A 15,626-nucleotide genomic window follows, 5' to 3' on the forward strand; every position below is an offset into this window, starting at 1 on the left:
CTAATCATTCGGTTTCATTACTTTAACTAGCGCTGCCGGAAGCTGTATCAGATCAAAATCGTTATCAAAGATAAGGTATTTATTTTCCCAAAAAGTCGCATACTTCTTTTTAAAATCACGTAAGCTGTGGTAATGTTTAAAATTCCCAAGTCGCGTTGACGCAAATTTCATAATCTTTTCTGCAGGGCTCTCTGTTGCTTCCAGTCCCGTCATCGGAACCATTCCCAGATTCAGGTAACTATATTTTTGAGCTTTTGCATAACTGATCATCTCTACTATCAACGCATCCATGCTCCCGCTGGGTGCTTCCAGTGATTTTCGGATCATATCGTAAGTGCATTCATCTTTGGCGTAATCAGGAATGACGTTCAAGAAAGCGACGATTTTGCCGTTCCCATTTTTAAGGACAATAATATCCTGTTGGATCAGTTCTTCGGTATTGAACATTCCCTGAGAAAAAACCATTTCTTTTTTATCGAATTCTCTCAGCCATTCATCCGAAACAGCCCGAAGTTCACCAAGGACTGCTGCACGCTGCGGAGCCTTCAGCACTGCGGTTGTAAATCCCTTTTTCTGGATTGCATTCAGTCCATTGCGCAATGATTTACGCTCTTTTCCTTCGAGCGTAAATGTTTCCAGTTCCAAAACAGCTTCTTGCCCAATGGTTATCTTCTGTTTACGAAGCGATGAGAAATGAACCAAGCTGTTTTCATCGACCCGATAATAAATCGATTTTAATCCATTTGCATAACAATAACGATCAAACTCCTCGACAAGCTCTTCTTTATCCCCCTGTTCACACACCGGCTCATCCAATACTATGGCAAACTCATTTGCCAATCTATAGGCTGTAAACCCTTCGGAAATCTCAGAGAAAAAAAGATATTTGTCTTTCCCGAGTTTGAAAAAATCCATGGCAGACTGTCCGAATTCATCCAGTAGCTGTTGCGCCCGTTCACGCTCGGATTTACTAGAATCTTCATCTATGATCAGGCGTGGGCGAGCGAGCGCGTAGATCAGAACGAACCAGCAAAAAATCCCCAGGACCTGTGTAATACGTAAGAACTCCTGCCCAAAATTAGTATGTGGCATCAGATCATCATCAATGAACAACAAAAAGCTTTTTGCGGTATGATAAATGGATTGCCGCCAAGTAAATTCAACCCCAAAATGCTGCTTATCAATAAAGTAAAAACTTAATACGTCGAACAAACACACCGCGACCAATGCAACGACGAATGTTACAAACCCGATCCTCACCCAGCGAATATTGCTTTTAATTGGATATTGCTTATAACTGAATCCCAAAAAAACGAGTGTCATTAACGCTACCGATGCCTCTTCATAATCCAACGCCTTAAACACATGTCCAAATAACGACAGCGCACTAAAAATAACTGCGATCCAAAAGGCTACACGGAAACCTTTGATTAAATAAGCCGACGTAACCAACAAACCGACTCCTAGAACAAAAACCATAAACTTAGATGCATGGATCGCTTCAAGGGGTAAATAAAACCGATCCAGCTTCATTCGATCGGCCAAAGGCGGCGTCAGTACCGAAACAATATTAACCATGCCCAAGAAGAAGATCAGCAACGCTGGCCCTACACGCGCCAAAAGCTGTCTACCCCGCCAGGCGAAAGCGATTAACCCTAACAATAGTGGCAGCCAAAATTCAAATACGCGATAAAGAATAGTTATTCCCAAGCCTTCTGCCTGACCGTAGCCATAGGCCTTGAAGATATACAGCATCGTTAATTCCACGGCTCCTAAACCTCTTAGAAAAGGTGACACAATCATTAAAACCACCGAAACGGTATAGGCGATAGCCGCTGCTTCAAAGGAATGATCTAAGCCCAGTGCATACATACTGACAAAAGCATGGACTATCCCACAGCATTCAACAACCATAGACGCCAACACGGTACCCAGAAGATATTTCATTTTTACTTCCCCAGAAAATATCTCGTCTATATTGGAGGCAACAGCAGGAAATTTTAGTTCTACCCAACGGTAAATTCCTTTGTGTGTACGGAAAGACCATATGAACCAGAATACAACACCCAGCAGTATACCCAAAATTAACAATGAAATCCAGGCATCACCAAAATTTTTATTGTCCAAAATGGTATACAATATGACGGGGACACCAATCATAAAGACAGTTAACAGTCCTACATACCCGTACAGCGCACCAGCCTGATGAATCTGCGTCGTATTCAGATTCCGCTTTCGCAACTGAGTAGTTGTATAAGCGAGCGAACTAATGCCGCCCGCAGGAAGAAATACACTGAGCAGATTTCTTTTTAGGAATAGATCTATGGCAATTTTCAAGTTGATCGAGAGACCAATGGCTTTGAAACTCTGCACATACATTACACCTTGTAATAGGACATAGAGCAGGGTTATACAAATGCCGACCGAAACCCAGGTTAGATCTGCCGCTTTTAACTGCGGAATAATGGCAGCGAGTTCTTTCCTTTCATTTCTAAAAAAAACAAAAGCCATTAAAATAACCAAAACAGCTATTAGTTCCTTCCAATAGGTTTTTGGTGAAAAACGTCTAATGCGTTGAACAATAGTCTTGCCCATATTATCGTTTATTGTCTAATAACCGTACCGTATAATAAACACGAAATAAAGCTAATCGTTTCAAAATGACAAATTGTTAAGTTTTCGTCAATTCTTTTGACATTAATCAGTAATTTTCACCCATGAAAGAGAAAAGGGTATTATTCATCGGGCTGGTTTGGCCGGAACCAACATCATCAGCCGCCGGTTTTCGGATGATGCAACTGATCGAGACATTCCTGGATCGTTCTTATCAAATTACTTTTGCTTCTGCAGCAGCCAAATCCCCCTATAGTGCCCCATTAAAGTCGCGAGGTATTACCGAACAAGCTATTGTGCTCAATAGTGATAGTTTTGACGAATTTATTGGATGGTTACAACCCGATATTGTTGTATTCGATAGGTTTATGATCGAGGAGCAATATGGCTGGAGGGTGGCTCAACAGTGTCCCGGTGCACTTCGGGTACTTGACACCGAGGATCTCCATTTCTTACGACAGGCACGGCAAACCTGCGTCAAAAATAAAGACGATTTTTCCTTTCAAGAATTGTTTACAGAAACAGCAAAGCGGGAGATTGCTTCCATATTGCGTTGTGATCTATCATTAATTATCTCGGAGTCTGAAATGAAAATACTGACGGAAGTCTTTCGGATCTCGCCTGATATTCTATACTATCTACCTTTTCTGGAAGATGAAATTACGGTCGACGAAGCGAATACCTGGAAGTCATTTGAAGAACGAAGAAATCTGCTATTTATCGGCAACTTCATCCATGAACCCAACTGGCATACCGTGCAATATCTAAAAACAACGATTTGGCCAGTTCTTCGTAAAATTCTCCATAAAGTAGAGTTACATATCTATGGGGCATATCCGACACAGAAAGTCCTTCAGTTACATAATCCCAAAGAGAATTTTCATATCAAGGGAAGAACAGATTCTGCAAAGGACACCATGTCCAACTACAGACTATTGATTGCGCCGATTCAATTTGGCGCAGGAGTGAAAGGCAAATTTATCGACGCCATGCATACTGGCACCCCCACCGTCACGACATCGATTGGCGCTGAGGCGATGAAGGGCAACCTATCCTGGAATGGTTTTATTGAAGATGAACCCGAAGCTTTCTGCCAAAAAACCGTGGCACTTTATAACGACAAAGTTGCCTGGGCAACAGCGCAGGCCAACGGTATCCGTATCATCAACGAACGTTACGAGAAACGCAAATATCAAGCGGACTTTATGACCAATCTATCCTTACTTAAGGTACAGCTGGAGAAACATCGGCAACACAATTTTATTAGCCAGATACTCTTGCATCACACTGTACAGAGCACAAAATATATGTCGTTGTGGATTGCTGAAAAGAACAAGGTATAATTTAATTGACTTCGCGCCACCAAGGAGCATATACAGTATCCAGTTTGTCCAGATGCACCAGTTCCCCTATTTTCGGTGTAATGAGTTTACTGTGTTCTTTTTGGGAAATTTCATAAAACTTCTCCATTGGCTCTTTCCATCCATGCATTGCCAAGGCAAATTTTGACGAATGAACCGGCAAAGTGACTTTGGCTTGTAAGTCTCTGGTTTCAAGCCCCCACTCTTCGGGCAACGAATGGATATAATGCCAGGCATCATTGTACTGCCCGTTCTCCAGTATAGCCAGATCGAAGGGACCGAATCGCTCGCCTATTGTCTTGAAATGCTTACCATAACCACTATCGCCTCCTAAAAATAAATTATATTTTGAAGTCTTCAGGACGAAGGAAGTCCAAAGGGTATTGTTTCGAGTGATTCTGCGTCCCGAAAAATGTCTAGCAGGGGTAAAAGTTACCTGAAAATCAGGCACAAGATTTATTTGATCATACCAATCGCCTTCGACAATCTGTGCTGGTTTATAACCCCAGGACTCGAAATGTGCACCTACCCCCAAACCGCAGATGACTTGACCGACTTTATCACGCAGTTTGATTATGGTCTCATAATCAAGATGGTCATAATGATCATGGGAAATAAATAGGTAATCTATTTTTGGGAAGTCTGCCGCAGTATAATCCACAGCGATTTTAAACGCTTTGTTACTCCCCGGAACAGGCGAGGCGTTGTCACTGAATACAGGATCAACGAGCAGCAGTTTGCCATCAATTTTCAGCAGATAAGAAGAGTGTCCAAACCAGACCAAAATATCCTGGGCGGGCAGTTTTTTTAGATCACATTTCATGGCCGGTAATGCATCCAATGGCTTAAGTCCCGGCTTTTTATTAAAAAGAAAATCCCACATTAAAGAGACGATGTTTACATCACTCTTCAAGGAAGGTGTCACTTCAAGATTATGAAATACACCATTTCTGAAATTAGGCGATTGCTTCATCCGCTCTAATCGCGCACCTTTAAAGCTTCCGCCAAACATTGGATGAACAAAATAATAAAGCAACCCACTGACCAAGACAATCAATAGCATCCCCAAAATGACCCATCCAACGTTTTTCATTTAGAAACTATTCTTCCACATCATAGATTCGACAGGACGGATGGTCTTGCCATTATATTTTGCATTACCCTTTGTATTGTAAAACGTCTCTATCTCTCCTTCTACAGCAAAATAAATCAATTGACCGATTGGCATACCGGCATAGACTCTGACGGGTTGTGCAACAGATATCTCCAATGTCCATGTATTACAAAAACCTACATCACCTTTACCAGCTGTTGCGTGAATGTCAATTCCCAAACGACCAGTACTGGATTTTCCTTCTAAAAAAGGAACATGTTTATGTGTTTCTGTATATTCTTGAGTGACGCCTAAATAAAGGGTATTGGGTTCCAATACAAAACCCTCCTCTGGAATTTCAAAATGATCAATTTCATTATGCTTTTTGGCATCCAGTACGCGATCTGCATAAGTTGCCAAATATTTACCCAAATGCACATCGTAGGAATTTGTTCCTAAGCACTTACGATCAAATGGTTGAATGACAATACTGCCATTTTCAATCTCTTCAAGAATTCTTTTATCCGATAAAATCATGTGTATCAAGATAGCAAGAGCATCAGGCCATGCTATATAAATTCAAAAATACGGTTCTCACTCAAATTTTTACGCTATTTTTTTATTTAAAAAACAAACCCATCAATTTTTCAGATCGCTTGGTATTGATTGTACGATATCTGCGATTTGTTTTTTAAATTTGGGTATGAGTCTAGTGTATTTACGTGAAATAGATAGCCAAACCAAATTTGCCATTTGGCGAATTGAAGAATCGGATGATGATTTATTGTCAAAACTCCAGTTGGATGAGCGTGAGAAGGCCAAACTAGGCTCTTTTAACAAGGGTAAGCGGCGCTTACATTGGCTGGCTACGCGTGTGTTGTTGCGGACTTTATTGAATACTTCGCGTTATATTGATTGTCCTTCCGATGCTAATGGTAAGCCTTATCTTGCCAACTTCCCACAGAAGATATCCCTTTCACACTCTTTTGACTATGCCGCAGCAATGATAAGTACTAAAGGGGAAGTAGGTATTGATATGGAGATCATCAAGACGAAAGTTGAGCGGATCCAGCATAAGTTTCTCAAACCCATTGAACTTGCTTTTATTACGCAAAGCGATGCACGATATGAGCAGCTATATGCCTGTTGGTGCGCCAAAGAGGCAATCTATAAACTTCAGGGGAATTCAGGAGTTTCATTCTTAAACAATATGACGATACAGCCCTTCGACTACCAAAAGCAAGGTGTCTTGAAACTCGAACTGGACAGCAACCACCACAAGCAGACTTTTGACGTACATTATGAAAAATTCAATGAATATATGCTTGCATATGCTGTTGGCTAAGGTCGATTAAAAAATAATTTTTCTCAATTTCAGCGAATTAGCGATATAAACGCACTTTTTTTTTGCGCTTATTGAAAAAGCTTCTATATTTGCAGCATCACAAAGCAAATGGCCCGTTCGTCTAGGGGTTAGGACGCAAGATTTTCATTCTTGAAACAGGGGTTCGATTCCCCTACGGGCTACAAAAAAAGAAACACCTGCAAGTCGAAGCTTACAGGTGTTTCTTTTTTATCTCCTTTGACCATTTATCTATTTCCGAGATTCATTTCAATAGTTGTATTTAAGACTTTAATATCTTCGCTTTCTCCAAATCAAACTCGTCCTGATTGATAATACCGGCATCCAACAATTCCTTTAAATCAAATAAAGCTTGTTTCTTAAGTGAGATGTCCACTCCTGCAACCACTTCGGGTACCTTTTTCTCTTGAAGTACAGGCCCATCATCAACAGCATTGGACTGCGCTCCAAAGTCGATCAATAAAGCGGTTATCTCATTAAAACCTTGTACGTTTGAGTAGTCTATAGCCTTTTGTTCCAATACGTTTGCGATATCCGTGAGTGCCCCGTTGGACAAGAGATACCGCAAAACATCCTTTTTACCATACGCTGCCGCATAATGGACGGCGGTATTGCCTGAGGCATCTTGCTTATCAATTGCCGCACCACTATCCAAAAGCTGCTTGACCAACGAAAGATAACCCATTTTTGTTGCAGTCTGTAATAATGTTTCACCGGCATAATGAGGTTCAAATCCAAGAATAAATGTACGTCCACCAGTGCGTTCGATCAGCTTTTCCATATACTTCCCATCCTTTCCATCAAAGGAATCCACAGGACGTGCATAATCCGCAGAAAGCCCTCTTTCCAAAAACAACGCCAGCAGCTCCTTTTGATTGCTATTACAGACGTACCAAACCGGAGAGACTCCTTCGGCAGATTCAACAAAGATATCACTTCCTTGTTCTATCAATTTCTGTGCAAGGGCGCGGTTACCCATTTTTACTGCATGCAGCAGAGGGCCTTCGCTCAAGTCATTCAATAAATTGACTTTTGCACCATGGTCTAACAAAATATTGACAATAGGTACTGCCCCCAATGCCACAGCTAAATTCAAAGCTGTGTTTCCTTCCTTATCAGTCGCGTCCACACTAGCGCCATGCACAACCAAGAGCTGTACTACTGGCGGATATTTTGCCTGTACGGCCAGCAATAATGGCGATTCAGCATTATTATTTAGCACATTTACATCTAGCCCCTGTTCAATCAGTTTTTCGGCCATCTCCTGTTGTCCGGTCTGTGCGGTGATATGCAATAAGCTATTACCCAAGAAGTCATTGATATGAATATTGGCGTTTTTGTCCAGTAAATAAGCCGCAGTTTGCTTCTGCTTTTGTAGCAGGGCAAAATACAAGGGTGTCTCACCGCGATGGTCTTCATAATCAATAATTGCTCCAGCCTCGACCAATTTTTTCACCAAGTCCAAGTAACCGCGATGAGCAGCATAATGCAATGCTGTACGCCCTATTTCGTCCGTATAAGATACATCGACTTGATTCTTTTCCAACAAGATTTCTGCAATTTTGCGTTTACCGCCTTCACAAGCAACTATAAATGATTGAGACATAAAATTATATTTTTCGTATTTATTGTTTCAACAGCCATTCTACTGTCTTTACTTTGAGATTATCTTCCATTGCGTAATCGACCGCTTTTTTGTCCTTGATATTTTCTACCTGAGGATCAATACCCTCGCCGACCAAATACTTCACCTTTTTGTAAAGATCACGCGCTTTACTTTCATCATAATTGATATCAACTTGACACACCTTATGCAATATTGTATTTCCTTCGTTATCTAAATAATTGAGATCCAAATATCCTCTTTCCATAACTTCTTGCAATGTAGCCGCAGATCGCTCTGAAAGCCAGTCAACACCTGTTTTCTCTTTCTGATACCAAAGTGATGCTGCCGTCGGATCTGCCCCCTGTTCCAGCAGCAAATTTAGGATTCTAAGGTTAGCTTCGCTGTCCGAAGGCATCATTCGAAGAAATGCATTGAGCAGATTTTCTCCCTGCTTATTAACCCCATGGAAGTCCGGTACACCATAATTTAGCAGCAGCTCCAATAAATCGGGATTGAATTGTCTTGTGACAGCGTAATGAAAAGCGCTTTCACCGTGCCAGTCCTTCAGTCCGGGGTCTGCACCTGCGTCCATTAACTTGACTACTACCTCCATTTTTATCGTGTCCACGGCCATGTGCAACGCTGTCTTCTGCTCGACATTGCTAACATTAGGATCGATACCCTCCGATAGCAACCAATCCACCAGCTCAACAATGCGATCCACAGGTTGCATACGAAGACTACAAACCTTGAAAAGCAGTGTCTGTCCATATTGATCCATACGCTGCACATCTGCCCCAGCCTCCGCAATAACTTTCAACAGTGTAATGCTGACATTTTCCTGTAATGCATATTCAAATAAAGTCGTACCGCCAACCTCTTCGTTAATATCATCGATCTGTTCTAGATATCCTTTAAACCAGACCAAATAGCTTGCTAGCTGGTCGGTTGAAATCTGTGGCTTTAATAAAGCATGGAAAACGGTTGAACTGAAGCGATCGTAATCATATAGATCCTTAGAAATGAAACCCTTATCAATAAATTTATCCAAGACACCATAATGCCGAGACCTAATCAATTGGCTAACAGCACTATTCAATTCGTAATCTTGAAATTCAGCTTTACCGCTTGCCGAGGCTATAATCTGCTCTATCGCCGTTACATCGCCTTTACGCGAACACTCTGCAAGTGCTCTTAACTCGTTATTCGTCATTTTTTTTCTATTAAACTAAAGAAAAAGATAGTAATGTGGTTCTTTTAAAAACGAGTTAAACAAAAGAATAGTATCAATAATGAGCAAAATCAACCGATACAACGAACAAGCTGCCGTACTGATCAGAAAACCATAAAAAAACCGCTCCGAGAATGGAGCGGCTATAATTTGCCCTGGATAATAAATATCACTATGGGACTAATATATAGCGACGGGAGCTGCCTTTTCCTGCGGCTCTCTATATTGCAGAACCTTTCGTAACACCTCAGGATTTTCGATAACTTTTGGCGCAAACCTCGAACTATTCATATAGGTGAGTATGGATTGTAGCATCTGTTTTGCAACAGGTCGCTGGTCCAAATCAGTCGCGAGATCAAATGAAGCTACCATCAGTTTGCCATTCCCCACTGTCCCCTCAAATAGTGAAGCCAATTTTCTATTGTTTGCAAAATTATCGATCATCTCTACAAGGGTTTCGCCGCCTTTGATCTGATCCATCAACATTGTTGTCGATTTGATCTGTAAGTCCCACCATTGCCAGTCGGTATGTTCCTCTGTCGGAAAATCAGCGAATACAGCGTGTTTTGGATCGCAGAGCAATCCCATTGTACCAGCCTGCTTCGGAAAATGTACCGGGCTCCAAAATACCGGAACAAACTTGCCTTCTATACCTGTAATTTTCTTCCAATCAGGATTTAAAAGGACCTTTTTACCTGCCTGCAACAGCCGTAAAGCTTCGTCCAGCTCCCTTGTATAGCTTACATCAGCAAAATCAATTTGATTTTCTTTAGGATACATCCATATATTCCAATGATTTTCATAGCTAGTGCCTTTGAGATTAATATGAACTGTCAACTTTTTGGCTTGTTGTATCGCCTGCAGTGGGACTTCAAAGCGGCCTACATTCCCATTGTACCCCTGACCTACGACTGTCTGAAAGAGGCCTTTTGCAACAGTTTTCGTACCATCTTTCATAGACCACTCGACCAACTGATCGCTCAACGCTGCAGCTCCATAATTGCTGATGTCTAAAATCCCCTCAAATACTTCATCATTGGTATATACGGCTTTGGAAAACTGGAGCAAGGGAACTATTGGCGCACAAAACTGTCTGAATTCAGCTGCTGAAAGAATATTCTTACTATCCCAAAAGGCATCCAATAGTCCCACCAAAGCTGTACCTTGGCCCGGAAAATCATGGAGATCCAATAGTTGATAACCACTGATGCCTGGTGTTTTTAAGGCCCGTTCCAGCTCTTCTTTATAGAGAATTGCTACCAACTTGCCTGACGACATGGTATATGCCTTCGCTTTATGCAATAAACCCTTGCGTTTCAGATCTTCGGCTACAGCAATAAAGTTTAAAGGCTTTAAAACACCTGTGTACTTTTTGATCTCCTCCAAATTGGGATAAACAGCATATTGTCCGATCTCATGAGTAACCACAGGAATAGAAACGCCATCCAATGAAGCGCTGTAATTTTTATTAAAGACAGGAGGTTCACTATTAAAGACCCCCTGCCCTCTCACCCATCCCTTTGCCGTCCACTGCGTAATCAGAAAATCGTCAAAGGGTTCGCCGACAATTCCATGTGCTTGTTGGAAAGTAAATGATGTCGCCGTATATAAATGTCTCTTATCTTTTTCCTTTAGGTTTTTTACCAGTGCGTTAAGGGCATCGAAGTCACCACTTAGCTCATTTCCCATACTCCAAAAGCAAAACGATGGATGATTGCCATATTGCCTGATCATCTTATCAGCTTCCTCATATAAAAAACGTAGCACCGCATCATCCTTACCAGCATTATTTTCCCAGATAGGCAATTCGACCTGAAGATAGAATCCCATTTCATCAGCTACAGCAAAAGCAGCTTCCGGAGGGCACCAAGAGTGGAACCGTAAATGGTTGAGTCCCCATTCCTTTGCTGTCAAAAACACCTTCTTCCATCCCGCTTTATCCATTGGGGGATGCCCTGTCAACGGAAAAATGCTGCATTCCAATGTCCCCCGAAGAAAAAGGGGCTGCCCATTGATTTTCATGACCGTTCCCTCCCTTGACAATTCACGCATACCAAATGATGTACTCATCACATTGACTCCCTCACCCGATTGGCACACCACTTCGACATCATAGAGATTTGGTGAAAATTCGCTCCATGACCGGATTTTTGCGCCCAGATCATAGCTTAATTGTATGGTGGAATCACCTGGGGCTAATAAAACCTCCTTTTCTATTGTCGGAAGATACTCGCTATCACCCTTAAATTTGGCTCTTACCCGGAGTGTACTACCTGTATTTCCTTGTGTTCTATTCGAAAGAACTACCCGCAGGTCTACACGTTTTGCTGTCAAAACCGGAAAAGTACTTACTTGCTTGATATGAACTCGATCCAATGCTTCAATACACATCGAACCGATGATACCGTTCCACATAATCTGGGTATGATCCGTATAAGCATGTGCCATATCATCGACACTGATCGCCAGCTTCTTGCGGTTATCAATACGTATAGTCAGACGATGCTTTTTTCCAGCCTTTAACAAAGAACTTAAATCAAATTCATGCGAGCCTACCAGACTGCGCTGTTTTTGCGGAATTTCTACTCCGTCAACCCAGACATTAGACTCCCATATAATCCGCTCCAGTTTCAGGATCATTTCTTTACCCACCCAGCCTTTCGGAATAAATAGCTCCTTGCTGTACCAGGCTGCCCCCACATACCGATGTTTCCTTGTCAGATGTGAAAGTTGGGGTTTTGTTAGTGCCGGTGTTAAGCTATTCGCAGTTCCCAGTCCTGCATCGTCGGTTGTCCCAGGTAATTTAATGGCTGTTGTGAAAGACCTATTAGTCCAACCGTTCTTCACCCCCACATCCTCTGGATCAAGTTGTACACTCCATTGTCCGGCAAGATTGAGCTGATGCCCTCCGAAGGCCAAAACGCTGTAGCTCTGTAGAAGAGCAAGCAATAAAATGAGATAACGATGCATGTCTGAATTTAATTATTTAGGGTGACTTCCGCTATGAAAGAGCGCAATATTGACAAACAGCCTTGATGATTGGGTTCTAGTTGCCACACTTGTGTAAGATAATCCTTAGCCAGGTCCAAATCGCCTTTACCTAAGTAACCTAACCCCATTACGTACAAGCAATGAATCTTATTTTTATGGTCAAGGTCATCCTCCCAGATATCCATATCAGGCAATGAAACTGCAAAATAATCGATTTTAAAAGGTTTGTCCAAATAGGTTTTACCATGATCAATTAGCCTTTGAAAACATTGTTCCGCTTTTTCTTCTTGTTTGAGTTCGAGCCAGGCCAATCCTTGAAAAAAGATCTTGTCAGGTTGTGGATCATTATAAAAAAGAGCCTGTTGGGGTTCCTGAGCCCCCATAGTAGCTTTGATGAGATAAGCTGTTGCTTCCTCCTCATTTCCCAATGAACGGTATGCAACGCCTTTATAATAATCAATATCGTTCTCCTCCATGGTAATCAGTTTACCCTCACCGAGATTATGCGGATAGCTGTCAATAGCTGTTAACAGGGCCAAGGCTCCCTTCGGATCGTTGGCTTTTAATCTTTCTTTTGCCAGTTCCAGATGGCAGATTGTATATTGACGGGACACTTTCCCTTCTCCTCCTTCCCAAGGTTTAAACTGTCGGGAAGCCAATAATTGCCGAGCTTCTTCGTATCGTTCCAGAAGATTGAAAAGTGAAATCCGTTCCAGGAAAAGATCGTCTCGGCTGACAGCAAGATCTGCATATCGATCCAATAGCGTCAGTCTTTCCACATAATTGTATCCTTGTTTCTTATAGAGCTGGTGCAGTTCCATCAGCAGTCGTGCATCTGTTTCATCCAATGCGAATGCTTTTTCTAACAATGCAACAGCCTCCGCCTTCCTGTCCATCCGATTATAATAGGCCAGAGCCAAATTTCGGAAAACGGTAGGGAATTGTTGATCCAATTGTATTGATTGCTCCCAACAGTCTACCGCATCTTGATGTTGTCTCTTGCCGTACCATAGATTCCCTAGGTAGTAATATGCTTTTGCATCGTGATTATTGTGCAGGATCGCGTCCTGAAGTATAACGATCTCTTCCAACCGATTTGGGAAGCAATAAGTCGGGTCCATGATACGAGCTTTGTCATAATAGGCTTTTGCTTGATCATTTTGTCCGATACAGGCGTTAAAATAACCTAGTCCATAATATATCATTGGATATACCGTTTGCGGATCATCGATTGTTTTTTCCAATAACAGGATGGCTTCTTCATACAGACCAGCTTGAGCAAAATCCAACGCATATTCCACCACACTCTGTACATTGACTTTACATAAATTTAGAATAGGCGCTAATATAGCCTCGTCCTTTGTCAGCAAATACCATTCGAATTGACAACCCATATTAAATGGATCTATTTCCAAAGAATCTTTAATGTAACCCAACGCTTCATCTCCCCGCCCCAGTTTTCTTAGAATCGAAGTTTTTAATTGCCGAGCTTTATGATGCTTCCAATTTCGGTTTATTGAACGTTCTATTTTTTCCAGAGCAACGTGCCACTCTCCACGCGTTGCATCTATCTGTGCAAGACCAAAATAACCTGCATCCTGCCAGGCAGCATTCCAGGTTGCCTTGTAAAAAGCGGCGTAAGCTACATCCAGCTCACCGGATAGCTGTAATGCCAATCCAAGGTTATAGTAGGCTTCACCATCGTAAGGATTTGGATTACGTTCAGTAAGTCGCGCGATTGCGGTACGGAAGTAAGGGATGGACTCGGCTATCTTTCCATTTCTCAATAAAAGAGCACCCATTGCATTGTTACATCGTACATCATGCGGATCCCGTCGCAGAGCCTCAATATAGTAATCCAAGGGATTATAGGTGGCGTGCCGGTATTGTTCAAGATGTTGTCCTGCCAGGAATAACTCCTCCGTCGAATGAACGAATTGTGGTGCTGAAACAGCCCGTGCCGGTTCGGGGATAGCTGTGCTATCCTTTTTCTTTTCCAATTGATATTGCAGCATTTCGTTACCATTGCTATCATAAACGGAAAGGATCAAATCAAATGGATTACCCTGTAAATCAGAAACAGTTTGTTTATAGATATCACGAGGAGAACAATAGATCCTTTCCTCCAGATAAACTCTTCCTTGCTTATCCCGCAGAACAATATGAAGTCCTTCAAATGCAGCTGTTGCATATAGAATAATGTCGGCACGCTGCTGATGGACCTCCATATTGAGGACAAGATCTTTTGTTGCATTCTTCACATGACCAACAGCCGCGTAAGGCATAAAATATTGTGACCATGATTTCACCTCATAAGGCTGTAACCAAGCAAAATCGGGCTGATTGTCGGTGTAAACACCTGCCATTAATTCAATATAAGGACCATTTTCGTCTGTCAGATTCCGGTCCCAAGCTAAGCCAAAATCACCGTTTCCCCATGTCCATTGCTTCTTTCCCGGAGAAATGTGGTGATCCGCAACGTGTAACATCCCTGCATTAGTGTCTCCGGCTTCATAACCTCCCACAAAATTATATTTTGATTGGATGGCCATATAGGATGTCGGAACAGGAATATTTTTGTATTGTGCGATATCAACTCCAGCTGAATAATCGTATTTATAATAGGTTCCTGTCGCGATCGGAAATGTTGAAACTTCTCTTTTGCCATGATCAAACACAGCATTTACATCGGGAGGAAAAACCGAATAATAATCATCATTGACGACAACGGCCGGATTGGCCCACCATAGGAAAGTTTGCGGCAAGGCGGTGCGGTTGTACACCTGAACCTTTATTTCAATAAAGGCTTTGTCGGGATAAAGTGTAAATCCCTGCATAGCCTTCATTCGAAACATGCGTTCGATTTCATTGCACCATACAGTCACACTGCCATCGGCATTATGTTCAACTAAATATTCTGTTGGCATAAAGGTCGTCGGACGGTGATGCTGAGGCCAGTTGAATTCGATTCCACCAGAAATCCAAGGACCTGTAAGCCCTACTAAAGCTGGCTTTATCACCTCATTATAATAGACAAAATGCCGTTCTCTAACCTTATCGTAGGCCATATGAATTCTTCCACCAAGTTCAGGCAGAATCATTACTTTGATATATTCATTTTCTAAAAATAGTGCCTGATATACCTTGTCCGTTTTCTCGTCGCTAATTTTTTCGATAATGGGATAGGGATATACCACCCCGGAGCTACCTTGGTACACGCGTTTTTCAGCATAAATCGGATTTTTTTCCATCGCGCCAACCTCGTAGGTTGGTATCGCCACAGATTCCGCCCAAACTTTTACTATACCGCGCTGATCGACTGTAGATTTAATCAGGTAACGTGTCAATTCTGTCATGTTCTAAAGAGG

At 42.0% G+C, this 15,626-nt stretch carries 9 protein-coding genes and 1 tRNA gene; 3 read left to right on the forward strand and 7 right to left on the reverse strand.

Annotated elements, in window-relative coordinates; all coding sequences use genetic code 11:
• Positions 1-2,595, reverse strand: a complete 2,595-nt coding sequence (locus D7322_RS02845) for a phosphatidylglycerol lysyltransferase domain-containing protein (RefSeq protein WP_121121077.1) — start codon at positions 2,593-2,595, stop codon at positions 1-3.
• 122 nt (positions 2,596-2,717) lie between these two features.
• On the opposite strand from D7322_RS02845, the gene D7322_RS02850 reads away from it, so the two are divergent.
• On the forward strand, positions 2,718-3,956 hold the full coding sequence (locus D7322_RS02850; RefSeq protein ID WP_121121078.1) for a glycosyltransferase: 1,239 nt from the start codon (positions 2,718-2,720) through the stop codon (positions 3,954-3,956).
• Position 3,957: 1 nt separating this feature from the next.
• On the opposite strand, the gene D7322_RS02855 is transcribed toward D7322_RS02850, so the two are convergent.
• Positions 3,958-5,067, reverse strand: coding sequence for an MBL fold metallo-hydrolase (locus D7322_RS02855; protein ID WP_121121079.1), 1,110 nt, complete (start codon positions 5,065-5,067; stop codon positions 3,958-3,960).
• The gene (gene dcd, locus D7322_RS02860) at positions 5,068-5,604 is read right to left on the reverse strand and encodes a dCTP deaminase (RefSeq protein ID WP_108634617.1); all 537 of its coding nucleotides are present in this window, start codon (positions 5,602-5,604) and stop codon (positions 5,068-5,070) included.
• 166 nt (positions 5,605-5,770) lie between these two features.
• Between dcd and D7322_RS02865 the strand changes: the two genes are divergently transcribed.
• Both D7322_RS02865 and D7322_RS02870 read left to right on the forward strand, forming a co-directional pair.
• On the forward strand, positions 5,771-6,412 hold the full coding sequence (locus D7322_RS02865; RefSeq protein WP_121121081.1) for a 4'-phosphopantetheinyl transferase family protein: 642 nt from the start codon (positions 5,771-5,773) through the stop codon (positions 6,410-6,412).
• Positions 6,413-6,522: 110 nt separating this feature from the next.
• A tRNA-Glu gene (locus D7322_RS02870) sits at positions 6,523-6,594 on the forward strand.
• A gap of 98 nt (positions 6,595-6,692) precedes the next feature.
• Here the strand turns inward: D7322_RS02870 and D7322_RS02875 are convergent.
• The 4 genes from D7322_RS02875 to D7322_RS02890 all read right to left on the reverse strand — a co-directional run bounded on the left by D7322_RS02875 (position 6,693) and on the right by D7322_RS02890 (position 15,614).
• Positions 6,693-8,036 (reverse strand): ankyrin repeat domain-containing protein, encoded by a 1,344-nt coding sequence (locus tag D7322_RS02875; RefSeq protein ID WP_121121083.1) that lies wholly within the window; start codon positions 8,034-8,036, stop codon positions 6,693-6,695.
• Between the two features lie 19 nt (positions 8,037-8,055).
• Complete coding sequence (locus D7322_RS02880) at positions 8,056-9,249, reverse strand: ankyrin repeat domain-containing protein (RefSeq protein ID WP_121121084.1); 1,194 nt, start codon at positions 9,247-9,249, stop codon at positions 8,056-8,058.
• Between the two features lie 198 nt (positions 9,250-9,447).
• Positions 9,448-12,237, reverse strand: a complete 2,790-nt coding sequence (locus tag D7322_RS02885; RefSeq protein ID WP_121121086.1) for a sugar-binding domain-containing protein — start codon at positions 12,235-12,237, stop codon at positions 9,448-9,450.
• A gap of 8 nt (positions 12,238-12,245) precedes the next feature.
• Positions 12,246-15,614: a tetratricopeptide repeat protein gene (locus D7322_RS02890; RefSeq protein WP_121121088.1), complete on the reverse strand. Its 3,369-nt coding sequence runs from the start codon at positions 15,612-15,614 to the stop codon at positions 12,246-12,248.
• Positions 15,615-15,626: the final 12 nt, after the last annotated feature.

Origin of the sequence: Sphingobacterium puteale (assembly GCF_003627955.1) — a bacterium.
Lineage (GTDB): Bacteria > Bacteroidota > Bacteroidia > Sphingobacteriales > Sphingobacteriaceae > Sphingobacterium > Sphingobacterium puteale.